This window comes from Thauera linaloolentis 47Lol = DSM 12138 (assembly GCF_000310205.1).
GTDB classification, from domain to species: Bacteria; Pseudomonadota; Gammaproteobacteria; order Burkholderiales; family Rhodocyclaceae; genus Thauera; species Thauera linaloolentis.
In genome coordinates, this window is sequence record NZ_AMXE01000007.1 from 69,053 (window position 1) to 91,417 (window position 22,365).

The following is a 22,365-nucleotide window of genomic DNA, read 5'->3' on the forward strand; positions in this document are numbered from 1 at the left end:
CCGGCCCTGTCGTCGAGTCGGGTGTCGTCAGGCGGATTGCAGGGCGGCGCTGACCAGGGCGAGCAATTCGCCGGGGCCGACCGCTTCGCCGAAGGCCCCCGCGTGCAGCAGCATCTCGCGCCGCGCTGCACGTCGCGTGTCGTTGAACTCGCCGTGGTAGAAGATCACCGGCGGCCGGCGCGGACGCAAGGCCAGCGCCCGCAGTAGCTTCAATCCCGCGCTTGGCATGCCGTCCAGAGCTTCCGGGCGGCTCCAGTCCGACAGCACCAGGTCGAAGCCTTCCTGGTCGTCATCCAGGCGTGCGAGCGCCTCCTCGGTACTGCGCGCGGCGACGACTTCGATCTGCAGTTTCGCCAGTGCGGCGATTTCGTGGCGGTTGCGTTCGGGCTTGTCGTCCACCCACAGCACCCGCTTCTGTTCGGGCATGTCGATCAGCGCCAGGGCTGCATCCTCGGCTTCGGCACTGTCGACAGCGCCCATGCCGCGCATGCGTGCCGCCACCGACAGCTCGTTGGCGAAGCCGCCGATCATGCGCCGGACGAGGGCGTCGGTGTGCGCTTCGAGCCTGGTGTCTGCCAGCTTGCGGACGGGCTCGAATGGCTCGATGCCCGGTTCGGCGGCGAACTCGATGGACTGGTCGGGTGCCGTGGCTGTTGCCGTGTCGCCCGGACCTTGCACCGGCGGCGCGGCAGGTGGCGGAGGCGGTGCGCTGGCCGCGCGCTGCCTGATGGATTCCACCGTGCGCCTGATGCCTTTGGCGACGTCGGTCCAGGCCTCGTCGCGGTTGGGCCAGGACGTGACCGGGCGCAGGTCGGTGGGCAGGCCCTGCAGATGGACAAAGGGCGCGTCTTCGATATCCACTGCGCGCAGCAATACCGGCACCACGCTGGCGTCACCGCGTTCGGCGCGCGCCATCGCGGTGGCAAGTTCCTTGCCCCAGATGTAATCGGAGTTCAGGAAGTCCATGCTCACCAGCAGCAGGATCAGGTCCGCGGCGGCAAGCCGGTCGTCGAGCGCCTGGTCCCACTGCTGTCCCGGGACGATGCTACGGTCATGCCATGGACGGATGACCCCCTTGCGCCGAAGCAATGCCAGGTGGCCGTCCAGTTCGTCTCGCAACTTCTCGTCCTCGTGCGCGTAGCTGTAGAACAGATCCACCGGTTCCATGGCAGTGCTCCCTCGATTCGCGGCCTGGTTTTCAGCTTAGATCAGATTCGTCCCGCTGCGAGCGCGGCTGCGGAATGCCGCCGTGGCCCGAGCGCATTGCTGCGCCGCACCGTGACGTTTTCGTCAGGCTGGCGGTGCGGGCGGACCAAAGCGTCACGCCATGCGCCGGGAGTGTTCCGCTGTTTTTTTGAGAATATCAATGAATACATGAGCTTGAGGATCATGGCACGGTCTCTGCATAAAGAATGGTGAATGTTTGATAAATGGGCTTGATGGCTGACGGATCGCTCAGATGCCTTGCCCGCACTCACCGTTGAACAAGGAGACAAGAAGATGGCCATGACAGGAGTCCTGCGACCGGGGCACGTGCAGCTCAGGGTGATGAATCTCGACGATGCCGTTCGCCATTACCGCGACATCATGGGATTGACCGAAACCGGGCGCGATGCCGAGGGGCGGGTCTATCTCAAGTGCCGCGACGAGATCGACCACCACAGCGTGGTGCTGCGCGAAGCCGACTGCGCGGGGCTGGATTTCATCGGCTTCAAGGTGCTCGACGAGGCCACGCTGGATCGGCTCGAAGCGGACCTGCGCGCCCATGGCCTGGAAACCACGCGCCTGCCCGCCGGCGAACTGCTGGAAACCGGCGAAAGAGTGCGCTTCCAGGTGCCGTCCGGCCACTGGTTCGAGCTGTACGCGAAGAAAACCGCCGTCGGCAACGGCTGCGGACTCGTCGACCCGACGCCCTGGGCGCCCGAGAACAAGCGCGGCATGGCGCCGCTGCGTCTCGACCATGCCTTGCTGTACGGGCCGAACATCGGTGCGGTGCAGAAGCTCTTCACCGAGGTGCTGGGTTTCACGCTGGTCGAGCGGGTGCTCAACCCCGAAGGCAGCGCCAACCTGATCATCTTCCTCAACTGCTCGATCAAGTCGCACGACATCGCCTTCGCCGAGTACCCCGAGCCGGGCAAGCTGCACCACTGCTCCTTCCTGATGGAAAGCTGGGAAGACGTGCTGCGCGCCGGCGACATCATGTCCATGAACAAGGTGCCGGTGGACATCGGGCCGACCCGGCACGGCGTCACCCGCGGCCGCACCATCTATGCCTGGGACCCCTCCGGCAACCGTTTCGAGACCTTCAAGGAAGACCGCCAGCCCTATCCCGACCACGCGCCGCTGACCTGGACCTTCGAGGCGCTGGGCGCGGGCGGCGGGCTGGACTACGTCCAGCGCAAGCTGCACGAAACCTTCCTCACCGTCGTGACCTGAGGTGGCCGCCATGGCAGCGACAGAGAACGGCGCGGCGCCGGCCTTCGACACCGCCCGGCGCTTCGTGCGCGTCACCGGCGAACGGCCGAACGGCTTCGTCGAATTCGACTTCGCCATCGGCGAGCCCGAACTCTTCGTCGAGCTGATCCTGGGCCGCGAGGCCTTCGGCGAGTTCTGCGCCGCCAACGCGGTGGAATTCCTGCCGCCACCGGACGGCGACGTGGGTGGCAAGACGCCCGACGACTTCGACTGGCGGCTTGCCGACGCCACCCACACCCGATTCCGATGAACAGCATGCGCCGCCGCTCCGGGGCGGCGCAGGAGGGAAAACATGCAGATCGACCTTCGCACCGTCAGCATCCAGCCGCAGCGCAACGCCTTCGACCACCTGGTCCGCCGCTTCGGCGACAAGCCGGCCTCGCGCTACCAGGAAGGCAGCTACGACATCCAGGCCGCCGAGAACCTGCACTACCGGCCGACCTGGGACCCGGACCAGCAGCTCTACGATGCCGGCATCACCCGCATCGTCATGCGGGACTGGTACGCGCTGAAGGACCCGCGGCAGTTCTACTACAGCACCTACACCCTGACCCGCGCGCGCCAGCAGGACACGACCGAGGCCAACTTCGCCTTCGTCGAGTCGCGCGGCCTGGCCGACAGGCTGGCCCCCGAGCTGCGCGAGGCCGTGCTGCGCCTGCTGGTGCCGCTGCGCCACGCGGCCTGGGGCGCCAACCAGAACAACACCTTCGTCTGTGGCTACGGCTTCGGCACTGCCTTCACCCAGCCCTGCATGTACCACGCGATGGACAACCTCGGCATCGCCCAGTACCTGTCCCGCCTGGGGATGATGCTGGGCGACGTGGACGCGCTCGACGCCGGCAAGGCCGCCTGGCTCGACGGCCCCGCCTGGCAGCCGCTGCGGCGCTACGTCGAGGACTGCATGGTGGTGCGCGACCCGTTCGAGCTGTTCGTGGCGCAGAACGCCGCGCTCGACGGCCTGCTGTATCCGCTGGTCTACGCGCGCATCGTCGATGGCGAGCTGTCGGCCAGGGGGGCGAGCGCGGTGGCGATGCTCACCCAGTTCATGGCCGAGTGGTTCGACGAGACGCGCAAGTGGGTGGATGCGGTGCTCAAGGCTGCGGCCGCCGAATCCGACCACAACCGCGAGGTCCTGCAGGGCTGGATGGCGCACTGGAACGACCGCGCCGCCGCCGCCCTGGTGCCGGTCGTGGAGCTGGTGCTCGGCGCCGACGCCGACGAAGCGGTCGCCGCGCAGATCGCGGCGTTCAAGGCCCGCATCCACAAGACCGAGATCTCTTTCTGAGGAAACACGATGTCCACCGTATTCATCGCCTTGCAGGCCAATGAGGAAACCCGCCCGATCATCGACGCCATCGAGATCGACAACCCGCAGGCGGTCGTCAACCGCCAGCCGGCGATGGTCAAGATCGACGCGCCGGGGCGGCTCGTGGTGCGCCGCGAAACCATCGAGGAACAGCTCGGGCGCGCCTACGACCTGCAGGAACTGCAGATCAACCTGATCACCCTTTCGGGCAACGTGGACGAGGACGAGGACACGCTGACCCTGAGCTGGAACGAATGAGCGAGGCACACACCATGGATATGAAAGCCACCAAGAAGAAGCTGGGCATGAAGGAGCGCTACCGCGTCCTGACCCGCGACCTGGGCTGGGAGCCGGGCTACCAGTCGAAGGAGGCCATCTTCCCCTACGTCCGCTACGAAGGCATCAAGGTGCACGACTGGGACAAGTGGGAAGACCCGTTCCGCCTGACGATGGACGCCTACTGGAAGTACCAGGCGGAAAAGGAGCGCAAGTTCTACGCCATCATCGACGCCCATGCGCAGAACAACGGCCACCTCAACCTGACCGATGCGCGCTACCTGTCGGCGCTGAAGATCTTCCTGCAGGCCATCAGCCCGGGCGAATACGCCGCGCACAAGGGCTTCGCCCGCATCGGCCGCGAGTTTCCGGGCGTCGGCACGCAGGTCGCCTGCCAGATGCAGGCGATCGACGAGATCCGCCACGCCCAGACGCAGATCCATGCCATGTCGAACTACAACCGCTACTACGACGGCTTCCATGCCTTCGCCGATGCGCGCGACCGGATCTGGTACACCTCGGTCGCGCGCTCGTTCTTCGACGACGCGATGAGCGCCGGGCCGTTCGAGTTCATGATCGCGATCGGCTTCTCGTTCGAGTACGTGCTGACCAACCTGCTGTTCGTCCCCTTCATGTCGGGCGCGGCCTACAACGGCGACATGGCGACCGTCACCTTCGGCTTTTCCGCGCAGTCGGACGAAGCGCGCCACATGACGCTGGGGCTGGAGTGCATCAAGTTCATGCTCGAACAGGACCCGGACAACCTGCCGATCGTGCAGGGCTGGATCGACAAGTGGTTCTGGCGCGGCTTCCGCGTGCTCGGCCTGGTCAGCACGATGATGGACTACATGCTGCCCAAGCGCGTGATGTCGTGGCGCGAGGCGTGGGAAATCTACGGCGTCGAGAACGGCGGCGCGCTGTTCCGCGACCTGGCGCGCTACGGCATCCGCCCGCCCAAGGGCTGGGACGACGCCGAGAAGGCCATCGACCACATGTCGCACCAGTTCATGCTCGGCCTCTACCAGTGGAGCTTCGGCACCGCCTTCCACAGCTGGATTCCGTCGGACGACGACATGGCCTGGCTGTCGGCGAAGTACCCGGACACCTTCGACCGCCACTACCGCCCGCGCTGGGCGCACATCAAGCAGCTCAAGGCCGCCGGCACGCCGTTCAAGAACTACGGCCTGGCCAGGCTGTGCCAGTGCTGCCAGTTGCCGTGCGTGTTCACCGAGCCCGGCGACCCGACCCTGACCTGCCACCGCGAGACGGTCTACAAGGGCGAGAAGTACCAGTTCTGCTCCGACGGCTGCAAGGACATCTTCGAGCACGAGCCGGAGAAGTACATCCAGGCCTGGCTGCCGATGCCGGCGCTGTTCAGCGAGCTGGGCGGCGACGTCGCCGCGTGGATGGACTGGGTCAGCCTGCGCGACGGCGCCGACAACGGCGACTACGACGGCTCGCGGGACCAGCGCCACTTCGACGAATGGCGCGGGCTGGCGACCTCGAACCTGTGACCCGCACCCACCAGGACAAGGAGACTCGACAATGGCTGTCACCTCACTGAAGGAATACATCGGCGTCGCGCGCGACCGCGTGGACAACTACGGCGGCAAGCAGATCGTGTATCTGAGCTGGGACCACCACCTGCTGTTCGCCGCGCCGCTGATGCTGTGCCTGCCGCCCGCCACGCCGTTCGGCGAGGTGCTGCGGGGGCCGCTCGCGGCGCTGCTGCAGGCCGACCCCGACGCCGCCGCGCTGGACTGGAGCAAGGTCGAGTGGCTGAAGGACAACCGGCCCTTCGCGCCGGATTTCTCCCGCAGCCTCGCCGACAACGGCATCGGCCACAAGGACCAGCTCCGCTTCCGCACGCCCGGGCTGAATTCCCTGCAGGCCGCCGCATGAAGGGGCGGCGATGAGCTACGAACTGACCATCGAGCCACTGGGCCAGACGATCGAGATCGAGGCGGGGCAGACGATTCTCGACGCGGCCCTGCGCGCTGGCATCTACCTGCCCCACGCCTGTTGCCACGGCCTGTGCGCCACCTGCAAGGTGCAGGTCAGCGACGGCGAGGTCGACCACGGCGAAGCCTCGAGCTTCGCGCTGATGGACTTCGAACGCGACGAGGGCAAGTGCCTGGCGTGCTGCGCCCGCGCCGAAAGCGACCTCGTGATCGAGGCCGAGATCGAGGAAGACCCAGACGCCGAGAACCTGCCGGTACGCGACTTCGACGGCGTCGTCAGCCGCATCGAGACGCTGACGCCGACGATCAAGGGGGTGTGGATCGCGCTCGACGAGCCCGCTGGCATCCGCTTCCAGGCCGGGCAGTACATCAACCTGGAGCTGCCCGGCGGCATCGGCAGCCGCGCGTTCTCGATCGCCAGCGCGCCGTCGCAGGCCGGGGAGGTGGAGCTGAACATCCGCATCGTGCCGGGCGGCGAGGGCACCACCTACGTGCATGAGCGGATGCAGGCGGGGGAGCGGGTGCGCATCACCGGTCCCTACGGGCGCTTCTTCGTCAAGAAGTCGGCGCGCGTTCCGGTGCTCTTCATGGCGGGCGGCTCGGGCCTGTCGAGCCCGCGCGCGATGATCCTCGATCTGCTCGAAGCAGGCTTCGCGCTGCCGGTCACGCTCGTCTACGGCCAGCGCAGCCGCGAGGAACTCTACTACCACGAGGACTTCCTCGCGCTGGCCGGGAAGCATGCCAACTTCCGCTACGTGCCGGCCCTGTCGCACGAGCCGGAAGGAACGGACTGGACCGGGTTCCGCGGCTTCGTGCACGAGGCGGCGAAGGCCGCCTTCGACAACGACTTCCGCGGCCACAAGGCCTACCTGTGCGGGCCGCCGCTGATGATCGACGCCTGCATCACGACGCTGATGCAGGGGCGCCTGTTCGAGCGCGACATCTACACCGAGAAGTTCATCTCGGCCGCCGACGCGCAGCAGGTCAGGAGTCCGCTGTTCAAGGCGATCTGAGCGGGAACACGCCGGCGGAGGCGATCGACGAACTCCAGGCGGAAATGGCCCAGGTGCGCGACCGGCCCGCCGAACGAGCTCAGGCCAGCTTGAGGAAGGCGCCGAAGACCTCGGCAGGCGTGCCGGGCGCGGCGGTAGCCTCGCGCTGCGCGGTGTCGGTGGGGGCTGTCATCCGTTTCAGGGGCGCGATGCCCGGCGGGCGGCGAGTGGATGCGGGATGCCGCCATCGCCGTAGGCGTGCATCACCCGCGCAATGACCACTTGATAGCCGTCGAGCCACCGGGCCTGCCGCTGCTTCGCCTCCTGGTGGACCGGGTGATCGATGAGCGTGCGGAGCGCCTCCATGCTTTCCCAGTAATACACGTTGGAGATCAATCCGGTGGCAGGGTTTTCCCAGCTTTCCTCGCCCATGTAGCCGGGAATGGATCTGGCGACCCGGGCGATGGCGTCGTCCAGCGCATGGAATTCATCGTCGAATTCGCGCTTGGCGAAGGTGAATGTGGCGGTGTAGGTGGCGTCGGACACATCAAGCTCCTTGGATCATGGCCGCTGTTCCCGGCCGAGGCCGGTTTTCGGAAGCGATAGTACCGATGCGGTCACCGATCGGCACGCCGGAGAAGGCCGTCCGGTGCCAGCGGCGCGCTTTTTCCGGCCGCCCCCGAGATTCTTGCCAATGCGCGCGCCGCCGTCATCCACGGTTTTAACCATACCTTGAAGGTATTAATGGCTAGATAACAAAGTATTAGACGGTATTTCGCTTCTTTCTTAGACTCGTTTTCGAAGGTCGGGACCGATGCGTATCGCCGTCGGCACGAGTGACACATCCATATCTGGGGGCAGCATGCGTCTTGTAGACAATTTCATCGCGGGCGAATATCTGGCGTCGGCCTCGAGCCGTCGCTTCGACAAGCGCTCGCCGCTCGACGACCGCGTCATCGCCTCGGTCGCCGAGGCGGGGCGCGGCGAGATCGATGCCGCGGTCGGCGCCGCCCGCGCGGCGCTGGCGGGCGAGTGGGGGGCGCTGACGACGGAGCAGCGCGTCGACCTGCTGCATGGCGTGGCCAACGAGATCACCCGCCGCTTCGAGGACTTCGTCGCCGCCGAGATGGCCGATACCGGGCAGCCGGGCCACGTCATGCGCCACGTGTTCATCCCGCGCGGCGCGGCCAATTTCAAGGTGTTCGCCGACGTCGTCAAGAACGTGGCCTCGGAGTCCTTCCGCATGGCGACGCCGGACGGGCAGGGCGCGCTGAACTACGCGATCCGCGTGCCCAAGGGCGTGATCGGGGTCATCTGCCCGTGGAACGCGCCATTCATGCTGATGACCTGGAAAGTGGGGCCGGCGCTGGCCTGCGGCAACACCGTGGTGGTCAAGCCGTCGGAGGAGTCGCCGCAGACGGCGGCCCTGCTCGGCGAGGTGATGAACGCCGTCGGCGTGCCGAAGGGCGTTTACAACGTCGTCCACGGCTTCGGGCCGGACTCCGCGGGCGAATTCCTGACCCAGCACCCCGGCGTCGATGCGATCACCTTCACCGGCGAGACGCGCACCGGCGCGGCGATCATGAAGGCCGCCTCCGAAGGCATGCGCGACGTGTCCTTCGAGCTGGGGGGCAAGAACGCGGCCATCGTCTTCGCCGACTGCGATTTCGACGCCGCGGTCGGGACCATCTTCCGCTCGGCCTTCCTCAATACCGGGCAGGTCTGCCTGGGCACCGAGCGCGTCTATGTCGAGCGGCCGATCTTCGCGCGCTTCGTGCAGGCGCTCAAGGCCCGGGCCGAAACGGTGAAATACGGTCGCCCCGAGGACCACGATGCCGACTACGGGCCGCTGATCAGCCAGGCGCACCGCCAGAAGGTGCTGTCCTACTACCGCAAGGCGGTGGAAGAGGGCGCCACCGTGGTCACCGGCGGCGGCGTGCCCGAGATGCCGGAAGCACTCGCCGACGGCGCCTGGGTGCAGCCGACCATCTGGACCGGCCTGGCCGACGACGCGGCCGTGGTGCGCGAGGAAATCTTCGGGCCGTGCTGCCACATCCGCCCGTTCGATTCCGAGGACGAAGTGGTCGGCCTCGCCAACGACACCGTGTATGGCCTGTCCACGACGATCTGGACCACCAGCCTGGCGCGCGCGCACCGCGTCGCCGCGCGCGTCGAGGTGGGCATCACCTGGGTGAACAGCTGGTTCCTGCGCGACCTGCGCACGCCTTTCGGCGGCTCGAAGCAGTCCGGCATCGGGCGCGAGGGCGGGGTGCATTCGCTGGAGTTCTACACCGAGACGCGCAACATCTGCGTCAAGCTCTGAGGCCGAATCATGGACGAAAGCAGGATCAGGCAATTGGGCGACGAGCTTTTCGACGCCTGGCGCGCGCGCCGCACGGTGGCGCCGCTCGTCGAACGCGAGCCCGACATCGCGCTGGAGGATGCCTACCGCATCCAGTCGCGCTACATCGAACGCCGCCTCGCCGCCGGCGAGACGATCATCGGCAAGAAGATCGGCGTCACCAGCAAGCCGGTACAGGATTTCCTCGGCGTGTTCCAGCCGGATTTCGGCCAGCTCACCTCGGGCATGGTGCATGAGGAGGGCGAGGCCATCGACCTCGGCACGCTGATCCAGCCCAAGGCGGAGGCCGAGCTGGCCTTCGTGCTGAAGGAAGACCTGCGGGGGCCGGGCGTCACCGCGATGGACGTGATCCGCGCCACCGACTACGTGGTGCCGTGTTTCGAGATCGTCGATTCGCGCATCACCGACTGGCAGATCCGCATCCAGGACACGGTGGCGGACAACGCCTCCTGCGGCGTGTTCGTGCTCGGCGCCAGCCGCGGCGACCCGCGCAGGCTCGACATCACGCTGGCCGGCATGGTGCTCGAAAAGAACGGCGAACTGCATTCGACCGGCGTCGGCGCCGCGGTGCAGGGCTCGCCCGCCAATGCGGTGGCCTGGCTGGCCAACACGCTGGGCGAACTGGGCATTCCGTTCAAGGCCGGCGAGGTGATCCTGTCGGGCTCGCAGTCGGCGCTGGTGCCGGTCGCCGACGGCGACGAACTGGTGTGTACCGTCGGCGGGCTCGGCAGCTGCCGGGTGAAATTCTCCGGGAGAAGCGCGGCATGAGCATGAACATCACCCTGTCGCGCGAGGATGTCGTGCGCCTGTGCGAGCGTATCGAGGGCGCGCAGCGCCGCGCCCACGCCATTCCCAAGCTGACCGACGAATACCCGGGCATGACGATCGGCGACGGCTATGCGGTGCAGACCGAACTGCGCCGCCGCTACATCGCCCAGGGGCACCGGCTCGTGGGCTGGAAGGCCGGGCTGACCTCGAAGGCGAAGATGCGCCAGATGGGCGTCGACGTGCCTTCCATCGGCTTCCTGACCGACCGCATGGCGCGCGCCGAGAACGCCGTGATCTCGACGTCCGACCTCGTCCATCCGCGCGTCGAATGCGAAGTGGCCTTCGTCATGAAGAAGGCGCTCGCCGGCCCCGGCTGCACCCGCCAGGACGTGCTCGATGCCACCGACCATGTGCTGCCGGCGGTGGAGATCATCGATTCGCGCTTTTCCGGCTTCAAGTTCGACCTCGCCAGCGTGATCGCCGACAACGGCTCGTCGGCGCGCTTCGTCGGCGGCGGCCGCGCCCGCCACGCGGACGAGCTGGACCTGCGCACGCTCGGTGTGGTGCTGGAAAAGAATGGCGAGATCGTCGGCATGGGGGCTTCGGCGGCGGTGCTGGGCCATCCGGCGGACGCGGTCGCGATGCTGGTGAACATCCTTGCCGAGCTGGGCGAGAGCCTGCCCGCCGGCAGCTTCGTCATGAGCGGCGGCATCACCGAGGCCGTCCCCGTGCGGCCGGGCGATAGCGTCGTCGCGCGCTTCCAGGAACTGGGCAGCGTGTCGATGCGCTTCGTCGAATGAGGGCGGCGTAAAGCCGGAAACGACAGATGCCAATCATCGAAATGCACATGATGCAGGGCCGCAGCGACGCGCAGAAGCGCGCGGTGGCCGGCGCCGTCACCGAGGCGGTTGCGCGCAGCCTGGGATGCAGCCCGGAGACGGTGCGCATCCTCATCACCGAACACGGCACGGAGGAATTCTTCGTCGCCGGACTGACCATGGCCGAGCGCGCGGAACGCCAGCGGCGCACGGCATCGCAGGAGCAGAACCCATGAAGAAGATCCGATGCGCCCTGATCGGCTCCGGCAACATCGGCACCGATCTCATCTACAAGATCAAGCGCAGTCCGGTGCTCGAACCGGTCTGGATGGTGGGCATCGACCCTGCCTCCGAGGGCCTGGCGCGCGCGCGCGAAATGGGCCTCAAGACCACCGCCGAAGGCGTGGACGGCCTGTTGCCGCACGTGCTGGAGGACGGCATCCAGATCGCCTTCGACGCCACCAGCGCCTACGTGCATGCGGAGAACAGCCGCAAGCTCAACGAACTGGGGGTGATGATGATCGACCTGACGCCGGCCGCGATCGGGCCGCTGTGCGTGCCGCCGGTCAACTTGCGCGAGCATGCCGACCGGGTCGAGATGAACGTCAACATGATCTCCTGCGCCGGCCAGGCGACGATTCCCATCGTCAACGCGGTGTCGCGCGTGCAGGGCGTGGGCTACGCCGAGATCGTCGCCAGCCTGTCGTCGAAATCGGTGGGGCCGGGCACGCGTGCCAACCTGGACGAATTCACCTACACCACCTCCAGCGCGATCGAGCGCGTCGGCGGCGCGAAGAAAGGCAAGGCGCTGGCCATCATCAACCCGGCCGAGCCGCCGCTGATCATGCGCAACACGATCTACTGCCTGACCGAGGATGAACCGGACCATGTCCGCATCACCGAGTCGATCCTGCAGATGATCGGCGAGGTGCAGCAGTACGTGCCGGGCTACCGGCTCGTCAATGGCCCCATCTACGACGGCAACAAGGTTTCGGTGTTCATGGAAGTGGCGGGCCTGGGCGACTACCTGCCCAGGTACGCCGGCAACCTCGACATCATGACCGCGGCCGCGACCCGCACCGCCGAGATGTTCGCCGAGGAAATCCTGGCCGGAAAGATCAAGCTGAAAGCGACGGAGGCGGTGTGATGAGCGAAACGAAATCCCTGCAGGGCCGCAAGGTCGTCCTGCACGACATGTGCCTGCGCGACGGCATGCATGCCAAGCGCGAACAGATCGGCGTCGAGCAGATGGTGAAGGTCGCCACCGCGCTCGACGACGCCGGCGTCCCCTACATCCAGGTTACGCACGGCGCGGGCTTGGGCGGCAACTCGCTGCAGCACGGCTTCGCGCTGGCGAGCAACGAGGAATACATCGCCGCCGTGGCGTCGCGGATGAAGCAGGCCAAGGTCTCGGTGCTGCTGATCCCCGGCCTGGGGACGATGAAGGAACTGCAGGCGGCCTTCGACGCCGGCGCGCGCAGCGTGCATGTGGCGACGCACTGCACCGAGGCCGACACCTCGCCGCAGCACATCGCCTTCGCGCGCAAGCTCGGCATGGACACCACCGGCTTCCTGATGATGGCCCACCTCAACGACCCGGCCGGCATCGCCGCGCAGGGCAAGCTGATGGAGTCCTACGGCGCCCACACGGTGTACGTCACCGATTCGGCCGGCTACATGCTGCCGGAGGACGTGCGCGTGCGCGTCGCCGCGTTGCGCGCGGTGCTCGACCCGACGACCGAGATCGGCTTCCACGGCCATCACAACCTGGGCATGGGCATCGCCAACTCGATCGCGGCGATCGAGGCCGGCGCCACCCGTATCGACGGTTCGGTGGCCGGGCTGGGCGCGGGCGCGGGCAACACCCCGCTGGAGGTGTTCGCCGCGGTGTGCGAGCGCATGGGCATGGAGACCGGCGTGGACCTGTTCAAGCTGATGGATGCCGCCGAGGACATCATCGTGCCGATGATGGATCACCTGGTACGGGTCGACCGCGAGTCGCTGACGCTGGGCTTCGCCGGGGTGTATTCCACCTTCCTGTTGCATGCAAGGCGCGCGGCCGAGCGCACCGGGGTCTCCGCGCGCGACATCCTCGTTGAGCTTGGGCGCAAGAAGATGATCGGCGGCCAGGAAGACATGATCATGGATACCGCCATGACCATGGCCAAGGCGCGTGGGCTGGAGGGCGTGGCCTGATGTCCGGGGAGCCGTCCGAACTCGCGGTGGTGGTCGGCGCGACCGGCGCCTTCGGCCAGCAGATCGTCGCCCGCCTGTGCGATCGCGGGCTGGGCGTGGTGGCGGTGTCGCGCACCGCGGCCGCGCTCGACGCGCTGCTCGCGCGCCATCCGAGGGTGCGCGCCTGCGTCGCCGACATCGCCGCCGACGAGGCCGTCGCGCAGATCGCCGCCAGCGTCGACCGTCCGGTGCGGATGGTGGTGCATGGCCCCGGCGTCGCGGTGGCCGGCGGCATCGCCTCGGTACCGACGGCGGCGGTCGTGGATGCGGTCAACATCAAGGTGGGCGGCATGCTGCGGCTGGTGCGCGCGGTGGCGCCGCGATTGGTGCGCGGTTCGCGGCTGGTCGCGATCGGCGGACACTACGGGCTGGAGCCGACCGCCTACGCTGCCGCCGCGGGCATCGCCAACGCGGCGCTGGGCAACCTGATGCGGCAATTGAGCCTTGCCCACGGCGCGGCCGGCGTCACCGCCCACCTGATCGCGCCCGGGCCGGCCGACACCGAACGCCTGCACCGCGTCGCCGCCGACCGCGCCGCGCTGCGCGGCATCACGGTCGAGGACGTGATGGCGCAGATGCGGGCCGAATCCTCCATCGGCGCGTTCACGACGCCGGCGCAGGTGGCCTGGGCGGTGGCCCTGCTGCTCGACCCCGAAGCCGACGCGATGACCGGCAGCACTTTCATGCTCGACGCCGGACGGCGGCGCGGACTGCCTTGAGCCGCAAGGCCGAGGCTTGCCTGACAAGGAGACCCACATGCCGGTCGTCAATTTCCACCTGGTCGAAGGACGGGCGACGCCGCAGCAGGAAGCGGCGCTGCTGAAGGGCGCCTGCGCGCTCTACTGCGAGGTGCTGCGCGCGTCGCTGGAGCGGGTGCGGGCCTTCATCACGCGGCACGCGCCGGCGCACGTGCTGGTCGCCGGCGAACTGGTCGGCGACGACGGGCCGCATGCTCCGGTGTTCGACTTCATCGTCCTCGAAGGCCGGCCGCTGGAAGAGCGCCAGCGCCTGCTCGCCGGTTTCACCACGCTGCTCGTCGATATCCTGGGCGTGGAGCGGGCGCTGGTCAGGGGTAGCTGCACCCCCGTGCATCCGGAGAACTGGGCGATCGGCGGCCGCCCGGCGAGCGAGCTGCGCGCCGACGAAGTGCGCGCACGGGCACAGCGGGCGGCGGACGGCGCAGCGTGATGGGGGCGGGGCCGGGGCGCGTGAAGCACGACGTCGAGATCGCCGGCACCGGCGAGCACTACGCCTGCGGCAGCGACGAATCGGTGCTCGACGGCATGGCGCGGCTCGGCCGGCGCGGCATTCCGCTGGGGTGCAGGGGCGGTGGCTGCGGCGTGTGCAAGATCCGCATCACCGCGGGGCGCTACCGCTGCCGGGCGATGAGCCGCCAGCACGTCGGCGCCGACGAACTGGCGGCGGGCGTGGTGCTGGCGTGCCGGGTCATGCCGGAAAGCGATCTGGTGCTCCAAGTGTTGGGCAAGATGCAGAAATGCATGGGCGTGGGGCGCCCGGCGCCCGCAGCGGATGGCACCGGCGAATGACGCTCCGGGGCCGGGCCGTCGTATACTCTTGCGCCCTCCGGCTTCCGTCTCCACTATCGCCCTGCCTGCCATGCCGCCTGACCGCATCGACCCCGCCCAATACGAATCGCAACTGGCCGGCAAGCTCGCCGCCTTCAAGCGGGATTTCGCCGATTTCGGCCTGCCCGAGTCCGAAGTCTTCCGCTCGGCGCCGCTGCACTATCGCATGCGCGCGGAGTTCCGCATCTGGCACCACGGCGGGCGCATCGACTACGCGATGTTCGAAACCGCCGGCGACGAAAAGAAAGTCGTGCTGATCGACGATTTTCCCGCTGCGGTCCAGCCGATCTGCGAATTGATGCCGCGCCTGCGCGATGCCTTGCAGGATTGCGAAGTGCTCAAGCGCAAGCTGTTCCAGGTCGAATTCCTCGCCACGCACAGCGGCGAACTGATGGTGTGCCTGATCTACCACCGCCCGCTCGGCGAGGACTGGACCACGGCCGCGCAGGCATTGGCGGACCGCTTCGGCGTGCAGCTCATCGGCCGCAGCCGCAAGCAGAAGATCGTGCTCGGCCGCGACTGGCTGCTGGAATCCTTCGAACTCGACGGCCGCATGCTGCGCTACCAGCAGATCGAAGGCAGCTTCACCCAGCCCAATGCCGGCGTCAACCGGCAGATGCTGGGCTGGGCCCGCAGCCAGGCGGCCGATGCCGGCGGCGACCTGCTGGAGCTGTACTGCGGCAACGGCAACTTCACCGTGGCGCTGGCGCCAGCCTTCGACAAGGTGCTGGCGACCGAGGTCAGCAAGTCCTCGGTGCGCGCGGCGAACTACAACCTGGAAGCCAACGGCATCGGCAACGTCACGATGGTGCGGATGTCGAGCGACGAGATCAGCGACGCGCTGGCCGGCGGGCGGGAATACCGCCGCATGAAGGAAATCGACCTCGGCGGCTATCGCTTCTCGACGCTGTTCGTCGATCCGCCGCGCAGTGGGCTGGACGCGGCCACGGTCGAACTCGCCCGCGGCTTCGAGCGCATCCTCTACGTGTCGTGCAATCCGGCCACGCTGCGCGACAACGTCGCCGCGCTGCACGATACGCACGAGATCGCGGCGGCGGCGGTGTTCGACCAGTTTCCCTATACCCCTCATCTCGAAAGCGGCCTGCTGCTGAAGCGGCGTCCGGCCGCTGAGCGGCCACGAAGCCATTAACCCGGCAATCAAATACCGTTCGGGCTGAGCCTGTCGAAGCCTGCTTCGCGCAACGCCCTTCGACAGGCTCAGGGCGAACGGGCTTGCCTGTTTCATTGCCGGGTCAATAATGCGGCGCTGATCGGAGAGGGCGCGTTGCGCTGCGGCAGCCCGGGTCGACGCGGGCGGTGCAGGGTGGTAAATACAGGGCTTCCGGCACGAGGGCCTGAAGCCCGTGCCAATCCCGTTGCCAACCGGACCCGTGACACGATGCCTTCCGCCTTGCCCGCCGTCGAATACCGTATCCGCCCCGCCAATCCCGGCGCCCATCTTTTCCATGTGAGCTGCACCGTCCGCGATCCCGATCCGGCCGGGCAGATCTTCCGCCTGCCGGCGTGGATTCCGGGCAGCTACATGATCCGCGAGTTCGCACGCAACATCGTCACGCTGCGCGCCGAACTGGATGGCGAAGCCTGGCCGATCGACAAACTCGACAAGCACACTTGGCGCGCCGCGCCGGTGCCGGACGGCGGCGTGCTCAGCCTGCATTACGAAGTCTACGCTTGGGATCTGTCGGTACGCGCCGCCCACCTGGACGGCACCCACGGCTTCTTCAACGGCACCAGCGTGTTCCTGGCGGTGGAAGGACGCAGCGATCGTCCCTGCCTGGTGGACATCGAGCGGCCGGACGGCGCCGAATACCGCGACTGGAAAGTCGCCACTGCGCTGCCGCTCGCACGCGGCGTGGCCGGGGCGGCGCGGCCCTATGGCTTCGGCTGGTATCGCGCCGCCGACTACGACGAGTTGATCGACCATCCGGTCGAGATGGGCAGTTTCACCCTCGGCCATTTCGACGCCGCCGGCGTGACCCACGACATCGTGCTGACCGGCCGCCACGACTGCGATCTCGAACGCCTGTGCGAGGACTTGCGCCGCGTGTGCGAATGGCAGATCGCGCTGTTCGGCGCGCCGCCGCCGATGGACTACTACGCCTTCCTGACCATGGTGGTGGGCGAGGGCTACGGCGGACTGGAGCACCGCGCCTCGACCGCGCTGCTGTGCAGCCGCGCCGAGCTGCCGTGGAAGGGCATGGAAGGCCTGCCCGACGGTTACAAGAGCTTCCTCGGCCTGTGCAGCCACGAGTATTTCCACACCTGGAACGTCAAGCGCATCAAGCCGGCGGCGTTCACGCCCTACGACCTCACGCAGGAAAACTACACCCGCCTGCTGTGGGCCTTCGAAGGCTTCACCTCCTACTACGACGACCTCGCGCTGGTGCGCAGCGGCGTGATCGCGCCCGACGATTACCTCGGTCTGCTCGGCAAGACCGTTTCCGCCGTGCTGCGCGGCAGCGGGCGGAGCAAGCAGAGCGTGGCGGAGTCGTCCTTCGACGCGTGGACCAAGTATTACCGCCAGGACGAGAACGCGCCCAACGCCATCGTCAGCTATTACGCCAAGGGCGCGCTGATCGCGCTCGCGCTCGACCTGCAGCTGCGTGCCGGCAGCGACGGACGAAGCAGCCTGGACGACGTGATGCGCCTGCTGTGGCAGCGCCACGGCCAGACCGGGCTGGGGGTGGCGGAAGAAGGCGTCTTCGACGCGGTGCGCGAGGCGGGCGGCGGCACGCTGGGACCGAAGCTGGCGCGCTGGCTGAAGAAGACGGTCGAAGGCACGGACGACCTGCCGCTGGCGCGGCTGCTGAAAGGCTTCGGCATCGACTGGCAGGCCGAGCCGACGACCGCGGCGCCTGCGCTCGGCGTCAAGCTGGCAGCCGGCAATGGCGAATGCAGGCTCGCCAGCGTCTACGACGGCGGCGCGGCGCAGGCCGCCGGGTTGTCGGCCGGCGACGTGCTGATCGCGCTCGACGGCCTGAAGCTGGGCAGCGGCAAGGCGCTCGACGACATGCTCGCCCGGCGCCAGCCTGGCGATGAGGTGGAGATCCACGCCTTCCGCCGCGACGAGCTGATGGTGTTCAGGCTTGCGCTGGACGAAGCCGCGGCCGACAAGATCAGCCTCGCGCCCTCGGCCAGGGCCCCGGCGGCGGCGCTGAAGCTGCGCCAGGGCTGGCTGGGCCATCCGGGCTGACGCCGCCGGCCGCCGATTCAGGCTGTGTTCAGGCAGCCCGTCATACGCTCGGGCATCGTCAATCGGAGGCTCAACGATGAAACCGATCAAGGCGGGCCTGCTGGCCCTGCTCGGCGGGCTGACCATGCTCTGGCTGCTGGCGGACACCTTTCTGCCCCAGCCCTTCGGCTATTTTCCGCTGCGCAAGGTGATGGTGCAGTACTCCGGCGTCATCGCCATGGGCGCCATGAGCGCGGCCATGGTGCTGGCCCTGCGCCCGCTGCGGCTGGAGCCGCTGTTCGGCGGCCTGGACAAGATGTACCGCCTGCACAAATGGCTGGGTGTCGCTGCGCTGGTGTCGGGCACCATCCATTGGGTGTTCGCCAAGGGCACGAAGTGGGCCGTCGGCTGGGGCTGGCTGGTGAAGCCGGGCAAGGGCGGCGGCGCGCAGGCATACGACGGCGTCGAGGCGCTGTTGCGCACGCAGCGCGGGTTGGCCGAAAGCGTCGGCGAGTGGACTTTCTATGCAGTCGTGATCCTGATCGTGCTGGCGCTGGTCAAGCGCTTCCCCTACCGCCTGTTCGCCAGGACCCATACGTTGCTGGCCGCCGGCTACCTGCTGCTGGTCTTCCACAGCGTCATCCTGATCGAGCACGACTACTGGACCCAGCCGATCGGTATCGCCATGGCGCTGCTGATGGCAGCGGGCAGCCTGGCCGCCTGTATCGGCCTGGCCGGGCGCATCGGCCACGGGCGCCGCACGGGCGGGCGCATCGCGGCGCTGACCCACTACCCCGAAATGCACACGCTGGTCACCCGCATCCAGCTCGACGAGGGCTGGAAAGGGCACGAGGCCGGGCAGTTCGCCTTCGTCACCTCCGACCGCCGCGAGGGCGCGCACCCCTATACCATCGCGTCGGCATGGGACCCGGACACGCGGCAGATCACCTTCGTCACCAAGGGGCTGGGCGACCATACCCGCCGCCTGCCGGAGCGCCTGAAAGCCGGCGACCCGGTGACGGTCGAAGGGCCCTACGGGCGCTTCACCTTCTCGGACCGGCGGCCCCAGATCTGGATCGGTGCGGGCATCGGCATCACGCCCTTTCTGGCCCGTCTGCAGTACCTGGCCGGGCATCGCGGCGAAAACCGGGATGTCGACCTGTTCCACCCCACGGCCGCGCTGGCGCCGCAAGCCCGTGACATCCTCACCGAATCGGCCAGGGCCGCCGGTGCCCGGCTGCACCTGCTGGTGGGCGACGGCGACGGCCGGCTGGACGGCGAGCGCCTGCGCCGGACGGTGCCGGGCTGGAAGGACGCCAGCATCTGGTTCTGCGGCCCGTCAGCCTTCGGCCGGGCCCTGCGCGCCGACCTGATCGCCCACGGGCTCGCCCCCGAAGCCTTCCATCAGGAGCTGTTCGAGATGCGCTGACGCGCCATCACCCGCGTCAGCAGCCAGCCGAACAGGGCGGTCGCCAGCACGGTCGCGGCCACGCTGGCCTCCCAGAAGCCGGCGATGCTGGGGGCCGCCTCGCGGCCGAAGGCGTGATAGGTGGCCCAGTAGCCGCCGCCCAGGCCGACGCCCCAGAAGCACAGGGTGTGCAGCAGCATCGGCAGCAGCGTGACCTTGAAGCCGCGCAGGGCATGTGCGGCCACGGTCTGTATCGAATCGGTCAACTGGTAGATGCAGATGTAGACGATGAGGCCGAGCGCCACCGCGCGCACCGCCGGATCGGTGGAGGACAGCCCGATCAGCGGTTCGCGCAGCAGCCACAGGCCGATGCCGATCAGCATCGCGAAGCCGGACGTCAGCCACAGGCTGACCCTCACCGTCGCGCGTGCGCGCGCCCAGTCGTGCGCGCCGGCTGCCTGGCCGACCAGCACCAGGGTGGCGATCGACATCGCCAGCGGCAGCATGTACACCAGCGCCGACAGGTTGGCGACCACCCGATGCCCGGCCACCGCTTCGGAACCGAGGCGGGCGGCGAAGAGCGCGATGAGGGTGAACGAGGTGATCTCGATGAAGGTGGAAAACCCCATCGGCACGCCCAGGCGCAGCAGGGCGCGGATGTCGCGCGGGCGGGGTGCCTGCCAGCGCGAGAAGATCGCGTACTGGCGGTAGGCCGGGCTGCGCAGCAGGTGCAGCAGGCCGCAGCCCAGCCCCAGCCAACTGACGATGGCGGTCGAGATGCCGCAGCCGGTGGCGCCGAGCGGGGGCAGGCCGGCGAAGCCGAACAGGCCGTGGGCCAGCGCCCAGGCGAGCGGGATGTGCGCGCCGAGGGCGACGAAGCTGATGGCCATCAGCACCCGCGGCCGCCCGACGGCGTTGTTGAAGGCGTAGAAGGTGCGGTAGAGCAGCACCGCCGGCAGGCCGAATGCCACGGCCTGCAGGTAGGCACCGGCCCCCCGGGCGATGTCCGGCGGCACGCGGGTGAGCCGGAGCAGGGCGTCCGGGTGGGCGAGCATCAGGGTGCCGGGCACGGCCAGCATCAGCGCCAGCCAGAAGCCCTGCTGCAGCGCCGGCCCGATGGCGCCGACACGCCCGGCGCCGACGTGGTGGGCGATGGTCGGCGCCACCGCCTGCAGGATGCCGACCAGCAGCATCACCACCGAGATGTACAGCCCGTTGCCGACCGCGACCGCGGCCAGATCGGCCGTGCCGTAGCGGCCGGCGATCAGGGTGTCGGCGATCATCATGCCCATCGACAGCACCTGCGCGACGAGCACGGGCCAGGCGTGATGCAGCAGCTGGCGGGTGATGAAGCCGGCCGACAGCGCCTCCGGCGGCGCAGGTTGGGCGGCGGCGGCGGTGCTCAATCTTGCGCCGCGCTGCCGGGGAACAGGCGCGGGCGCCAGTAGCGCCAGGCGAGGAAGCCGAACAGGCCGGCCATGATCAGCCAGAAGCCGACGCCCTGCCAGAAGGCGATCGGATCGGTGGCGAGGAGGTAGTCGCGCGGCGGGCGCACGAAGTGGATGCGGCCCTCGTAAAGGCCGCGCCCGGCGGCGGCGATGGCGAACAGCGTGGGCGAGAACCACACTACCATGGCGAGCGCGACGATGAGCCTGTCGAGCAGCGGGCCGTGGGCAGCGCGCCTGGGCAGGTAGACACTGTCCACGCCGAACCAGACCGCCAGCAGGAAGCCGATGCCGGCCGCGAGAGGCGCAATGGCGAGGGCGGCGCCGAGCAGGGTGGCCGCCCCCATGAAAGGCAGGCCTTCGAGCGGCATGATCCGGTCCCAGATCGGTTCGAGGCGGCTGAACAGCCACCAGGACAGCGGAAGCGCGATGGCGAGGACGAGCAGGCCCAGCTTTGCGCGGCGGCGGGCGATGTCGCCCGGCAGGCCGGCTGGGGTGGCGGGGGAGGAGGAGGGCATGTCTGTTCTTGTCCGGCAGGCCGGGTAAATGTGTTGAGCGGGCCGGATGCGCGGGGGTCCGGCATCTGCGGGAATGGGTACGCGCGCGGCGCTTTGCTGGCGTCCGAGTTTACTACGTTCGCGCGCGGCTTCCCGGTGCGGTGGAGGGCGCATCAGCCGAAACAGCCCTGCAGAAACCAGCCGCCTGGCGGTGCGAGGTCGTGGAAGATCCAGCACAGGCTGTCATCGCCGCGACGGGCGAGGTAGTAGTCGCGGCGAATGTCCCCATCGTCCCACCAGCCGCTTTCGATGCGTTCGGCGTCGCCGAGCAGGGTGTATTGGCGGGGGTCGATGGCCCGGGGTTCGGGGAGCAGCCACAGCGGGCGCCGGCCCAAGGATGCCGGCGAGCTTGCCGTTGCGCGGCCGCGGGCCGGGTCGGGGGGCGTGCCGGCGGCCTCGCCGCAAACCCGCCAGGCGGCCTCCGGGCGGTGGTCGGCGACCCGCTCCAGGCGGCGGACGGCGCCGTCGCCGAGTCGTGCGCGCAGGCGGTCGAGCAGCCGTGCCGCTTCGCTTCTCCCCTGGCCCAGCGCGCCGAACAGGTCGCCGGCGAGAGGGGGCTGTGCGAGCGGGTGCGCGGCTTCGAGACGCAGGGCGCAGACTTCGCTGGGGAGGGGGCTGGTCGCCAAGCGCTCGCGCGCGATCAGCGCAAGGTGGCCCTCGTCGCTGGAAGGCTGGCCGAGGATGAGGTCGAGCGGGGTGTCTCCGCAGCCTTCATGCACCAGCGACAGGCGGCAATGATCGATGGCCGCGTGCCGGGCCTGGAGCCAGTCCGCCAAGCTGGCGAACAGCCGGCGGGCGGCGAACAGCAGGGCCTCGCTGTGATGGGTCGGCGCCGGCAGCGCCAGCTCATGCGAGAAGCGGGCGGGAGGCTCGAACCAGCGGCGCGGGTCGGGCCGTTCGCCGCGGGCGCGGGCGATGAGCAGGCTGGCGGCCTGCGCCTGGCGGCGGGCCAGGCCTGCTGCGGGCAGGGCGCGCACTGCGCC

25 protein-coding genes are annotated in these 22,365 nt (G+C 68.6%); 19 read left to right on the forward strand and 6 right to left on the reverse strand.

Annotation, left to right across the window (positions count from 1 at the left end; translation table 11 throughout):
- Positions 1–27: 27 nt before the first annotated feature.
- Both C666_RS03870 and C666_RS20315 read right to left on the reverse strand, forming a co-directional pair.
- On the reverse strand, positions 28–1,167 hold the full coding sequence (locus C666_RS03870; RefSeq protein ID WP_004334002.1) for a toll/interleukin-1 receptor domain-containing protein: 1,140 nt from the start codon (positions 1,165–1,167) through the stop codon (positions 28–30).
- Between the two features lie 41 nt (positions 1,168–1,208).
- Entirely contained in the window at positions 1,209–1,391 is a 183-nt protein-coding gene (locus C666_RS20315) for a hypothetical protein (protein ID WP_154666206.1), read from the reverse strand.
- 109 nt (positions 1,392–1,500) lie between these two features.
- On the opposite strand from C666_RS20315, the gene C666_RS03875 reads away from it, so the two are divergent.
- Genes C666_RS03875 through C666_RS03905 form a run of 7 tightly spaced genes read left to right on the forward strand, consistent with a single transcriptional unit; the run spans position 1,501 to position 7,031 of the window.
- A complete protein-coding gene (locus tag C666_RS03875; RefSeq protein ID WP_004334003.1) occupies positions 1,501–2,436 on the forward strand; it encodes a catechol 2,3-dioxygenase in 936 nt (311 codons plus the stop codon).
- Positions 2,437–2,446: 10 nt separating this feature from the next.
- A complete protein-coding gene (locus C666_RS03880) occupies positions 2,447–2,725 on the forward strand; it encodes a phenol hydroxylase subunit (protein ID WP_004334005.1) in 279 nt (92 codons plus the stop codon).
- 42 nt (positions 2,726–2,767) lie between these two features.
- Positions 2,768–3,760: an aromatic/alkene monooxygenase hydroxylase subunit beta gene (locus C666_RS03885; protein WP_004334007.1), complete on the forward strand. Its 993-nt coding sequence runs from the start codon at positions 2,768–2,770 to the stop codon at positions 3,758–3,760.
- A 9-nt stretch (positions 3,761–3,769) separates the two neighbouring features.
- On the forward strand, positions 3,770–4,039 hold the full coding sequence (locus tag C666_RS03890) for an MmoB/DmpM family protein (RefSeq protein WP_004334009.1): 270 nt from the start codon (positions 3,770–3,772) through the stop codon (positions 4,037–4,039).
- Between the two features lie 14 nt (positions 4,040–4,053).
- Positions 4,054–5,571, forward strand: coding sequence for a YHS domain-containing protein (locus C666_RS03895; RefSeq protein ID WP_004334012.1), 1,518 nt, complete (start codon positions 4,054–4,056; stop codon positions 5,569–5,571).
- A gap of 31 nt (positions 5,572–5,602) precedes the next feature.
- On the forward strand, positions 5,603–5,959 hold the full coding sequence (locus C666_RS03900) for a phenol hydroxylase subunit P4 (RefSeq protein WP_004334014.1): 357 nt from the start codon (positions 5,603–5,605) through the stop codon (positions 5,957–5,959).
- Between the two features lie 10 nt (positions 5,960–5,969).
- Positions 5,970–7,031 carry an NADH:ubiquinone reductase (Na(+)-transporting) subunit F gene (locus C666_RS03905; RefSeq protein WP_004334016.1) on the forward strand — a complete coding sequence of 354 codons (1,062 nt, stop codon included), beginning with the start codon at positions 5,970–5,972 and terminating at the stop codon, positions 7,029–7,031.
- A 177-nt stretch (positions 7,032–7,208) separates the two neighbouring features.
- On the opposite strand, the gene C666_RS03910 is transcribed toward C666_RS03905, so the two are convergent.
- On the reverse strand, positions 7,209–7,556 hold the full coding sequence (locus C666_RS03910; protein WP_004334018.1) for an antibiotic biosynthesis monooxygenase family protein: 348 nt from the start codon (positions 7,554–7,556) through the stop codon (positions 7,209–7,211).
- Positions 7,557–7,872: 316 nt separating this feature from the next.
- Here C666_RS03910 and C666_RS03915 point away from each other — a divergent pair, with 316 nt between their 5' ends.
- The 12 genes from C666_RS03915 to C666_RS03970 all read left to right on the forward strand — a co-directional run bounded on the left by C666_RS03915 (position 7,873) and on the right by C666_RS03970 (position 19,401).
- Complete coding sequence (locus tag C666_RS03915) at positions 7,873–9,333, forward strand: 2-hydroxymuconic semialdehyde dehydrogenase (RefSeq protein ID WP_004334019.1); 1,461 nt, start codon at positions 7,873–7,875, stop codon at positions 9,331–9,333.
- Between the two features lie 9 nt (positions 9,334–9,342).
- Positions 9,343–10,140, forward strand: a complete 798-nt coding sequence (gene dmpE / locus C666_RS03920) for a 2-oxopent-4-enoate hydratase (RefSeq protein ID WP_004334021.1) — start codon at positions 9,343–9,345, stop codon at positions 10,138–10,140.
- On the forward strand, positions 10,137–10,940 hold the full coding sequence (gene dmpH, locus C666_RS03925; RefSeq protein ID WP_004334022.1) for a 2-oxo-3-hexenedioate decarboxylase: 804 nt from the start codon (positions 10,137–10,139) through the stop codon (positions 10,938–10,940). Before dmpE ends, dmpH begins: the two co-directional genes overlap by 4 nt.
- Positions 10,941–10,966: 26 nt before the next feature.
- Positions 10,967–11,194, forward strand: coding sequence for a tautomerase family protein (locus C666_RS03930; RefSeq protein ID WP_004334023.1), 228 nt, complete (start codon positions 10,967–10,969; stop codon positions 11,192–11,194).
- Positions 11,191–12,105 carry an acetaldehyde dehydrogenase (acetylating) gene (locus C666_RS03935; protein WP_004334025.1) on the forward strand — a complete coding sequence of 305 codons (915 nt, stop codon included), beginning with the start codon at positions 11,191–11,193 and terminating at the stop codon, positions 12,103–12,105. The genes C666_RS03930 and C666_RS03935 overlap by 4 nt, the downstream gene beginning before the upstream one ends.
- Entirely contained in the window at positions 12,105–13,154 is a 1,050-nt protein-coding gene (gene dmpG, locus C666_RS03940) for a 4-hydroxy-2-oxovalerate aldolase (RefSeq protein ID WP_004334028.1), read from the forward strand. Before C666_RS03935 ends, dmpG begins: the two co-directional genes overlap by 1 nt.
- Positions 13,154–13,912 carry an SDR family NAD(P)-dependent oxidoreductase gene (locus C666_RS03945; RefSeq protein ID WP_004334030.1) on the forward strand — a complete coding sequence of 253 codons (759 nt, stop codon included), beginning with the start codon at positions 13,154–13,156 and terminating at the stop codon, positions 13,910–13,912. Before dmpG ends, C666_RS03945 begins: the two co-directional genes overlap by 1 nt.
- Positions 13,913–13,949: 37 nt before the next feature.
- Positions 13,950–14,381 (forward strand): tautomerase family protein, encoded by a 432-nt coding sequence (locus C666_RS03950; RefSeq protein WP_004334032.1) that lies wholly within the window; start codon positions 13,950–13,952, stop codon positions 14,379–14,381.
- Entirely contained in the window at positions 14,381–14,740 is a 360-nt protein-coding gene (locus C666_RS03955; protein ID WP_004334034.1) for a 2Fe-2S iron-sulfur cluster-binding protein, read from the forward strand. The genes C666_RS03950 and C666_RS03955 overlap by 1 nt, the downstream gene beginning before the upstream one ends.
- A 70-nt stretch (positions 14,741–14,810) precedes the next feature.
- Positions 14,811–15,929, forward strand: a complete 1,119-nt coding sequence (gene trmA, locus C666_RS03960; RefSeq protein ID WP_004334036.1) for a tRNA (uridine(54)-C5)-methyltransferase TrmA — start codon at positions 14,811–14,813, stop codon at positions 15,927–15,929.
- 249 nt (positions 15,930–16,178) lie between these two features.
- A complete protein-coding gene (locus C666_RS03965) occupies positions 16,179–17,993 on the forward strand; it encodes a M61 family metallopeptidase (RefSeq protein WP_004334038.1) in 1,815 nt (604 codons plus the stop codon).
- 76 nt (positions 17,994–18,069) lie between these two features.
- Entirely contained in the window at positions 18,070–19,401 is a 1,332-nt protein-coding gene (locus C666_RS03970) for a ferredoxin reductase family protein (protein WP_004334040.1), read from the forward strand.
- Here C666_RS03970 and C666_RS03975 read toward each other — a convergent pair.
- From C666_RS03975 to C666_RS03985, 3 genes are all read right to left on the reverse strand, one after another.
- Positions 19,377–20,786 (reverse strand): MATE family efflux transporter, encoded by a 1,410-nt coding sequence (locus tag C666_RS03975; RefSeq protein ID WP_004334042.1) that lies wholly within the window; start codon positions 20,784–20,786, stop codon positions 19,377–19,379. The two genes, C666_RS03970 and C666_RS03975, sit on opposite strands and share 25 nt — an antisense overlap.
- Positions 20,783–21,343, reverse strand: coding sequence for a hypothetical protein (locus tag C666_RS03980; protein WP_004334044.1), 561 nt, complete (start codon positions 21,341–21,343; stop codon positions 20,783–20,785). Before C666_RS03980 ends, C666_RS03975 begins: the two co-directional genes overlap by 4 nt.
- Positions 21,344–21,495: 152 nt before the next feature.
- The coding region (locus C666_RS03985) for a DNA polymerase Y subunit UmuC family protein (RefSeq protein WP_004334045.1) at positions 21,496–22,365 on the reverse strand (870 nt) is incomplete at its 5' end.

Bases quoted from the DNA above. Each gene is read 5' to 3' on its own strand.
- C666_RS03870 (WP_004334002.1), bottom strand. From the start codon at position 1,167: ATGGAACCGGTGGATCTGTTCTACAGCTACGCGCACGAGGACGAGAAG.
- C666_RS20315 (WP_154666206.1), bottom strand. From the start codon at position 1,391: ATGATCCTCAAGCTCATGTATTCATTGATATTCTCAAAAAAACAGCGG.
- C666_RS03875 (WP_004334003.1), top strand. From the start codon at position 1,501: ATGGCCATGACAGGAGTCCTGCGACCGGGGCACGTGCAGCTCAGGGTG.
- C666_RS03880 (WP_004334005.1), top strand. From the start codon at position 2,447: ATGGCAGCGACAGAGAACGGCGCGGCGCCGGCCTTCGACACCGCCCGG.
- C666_RS03885 (WP_004334007.1), top strand. From the start codon at position 2,768: ATGCAGATCGACCTTCGCACCGTCAGCATCCAGCCGCAGCGCAACGCC.
- C666_RS03890 (WP_004334009.1), top strand. From the start codon at position 3,770: ATGTCCACCGTATTCATCGCCTTGCAGGCCAATGAGGAAACCCGCCCG.
- C666_RS03895 (WP_004334012.1), top strand. From the start codon at position 4,054: ATGGATATGAAAGCCACCAAGAAGAAGCTGGGCATGAAGGAGCGCTAC.
- C666_RS03900 (WP_004334014.1), top strand. From the start codon at position 5,603: ATGGCTGTCACCTCACTGAAGGAATACATCGGCGTCGCGCGCGACCGC.
- C666_RS03905 (WP_004334016.1), top strand. From the start codon at position 5,970: ATGAGCTACGAACTGACCATCGAGCCACTGGGCCAGACGATCGAGATC.
- C666_RS03915 (WP_004334019.1), top strand. From the start codon at position 7,873: ATGCGTCTTGTAGACAATTTCATCGCGGGCGAATATCTGGCGTCGGCC.
- dmpE (WP_004334021.1), top strand. From the start codon at position 9,343: ATGGACGAAAGCAGGATCAGGCAATTGGGCGACGAGCTTTTCGACGCC.
- dmpH (WP_004334022.1), top strand. From the start codon at position 10,137: ATGAGCATGAACATCACCCTGTCGCGCGAGGATGTCGTGCGCCTGTGC.
- C666_RS03930 (WP_004334023.1), top strand. From the start codon at position 10,967: ATGCCAATCATCGAAATGCACATGATGCAGGGCCGCAGCGACGCGCAG.
- C666_RS03935 (WP_004334025.1), top strand. From the start codon at position 11,191: ATGAAGAAGATCCGATGCGCCCTGATCGGCTCCGGCAACATCGGCACC.
- dmpG (WP_004334028.1), top strand. From the start codon at position 12,105: ATGAGCGAAACGAAATCCCTGCAGGGCCGCAAGGTCGTCCTGCACGAC.
- C666_RS03945 (WP_004334030.1), top strand. From the start codon at position 13,154: ATGTCCGGGGAGCCGTCCGAACTCGCGGTGGTGGTCGGCGCGACCGGC.
- C666_RS03950 (WP_004334032.1), top strand. From the start codon at position 13,950: ATGCCGGTCGTCAATTTCCACCTGGTCGAAGGACGGGCGACGCCGCAG.
- C666_RS03955 (WP_004334034.1), top strand. From the start codon at position 14,381: ATGGGGGCGGGGCCGGGGCGCGTGAAGCACGACGTCGAGATCGCCGGC.
- trmA (WP_004334036.1), top strand. From the start codon at position 14,811: ATGCCGCCTGACCGCATCGACCCCGCCCAATACGAATCGCAACTGGCC.
- C666_RS03965 (WP_004334038.1), top strand. From the start codon at position 16,179: ATGCCTTCCGCCTTGCCCGCCGTCGAATACCGTATCCGCCCCGCCAAT.
- C666_RS03970 (WP_004334040.1), top strand. From the start codon at position 18,070: ATGAAACCGATCAAGGCGGGCCTGCTGGCCCTGCTCGGCGGGCTGACC.
- C666_RS03980 (WP_004334044.1), bottom strand. From the start codon at position 21,343: ATGCCCTCCTCCTCCCCCGCCACCCCAGCCGGCCTGCCGGGCGACATC.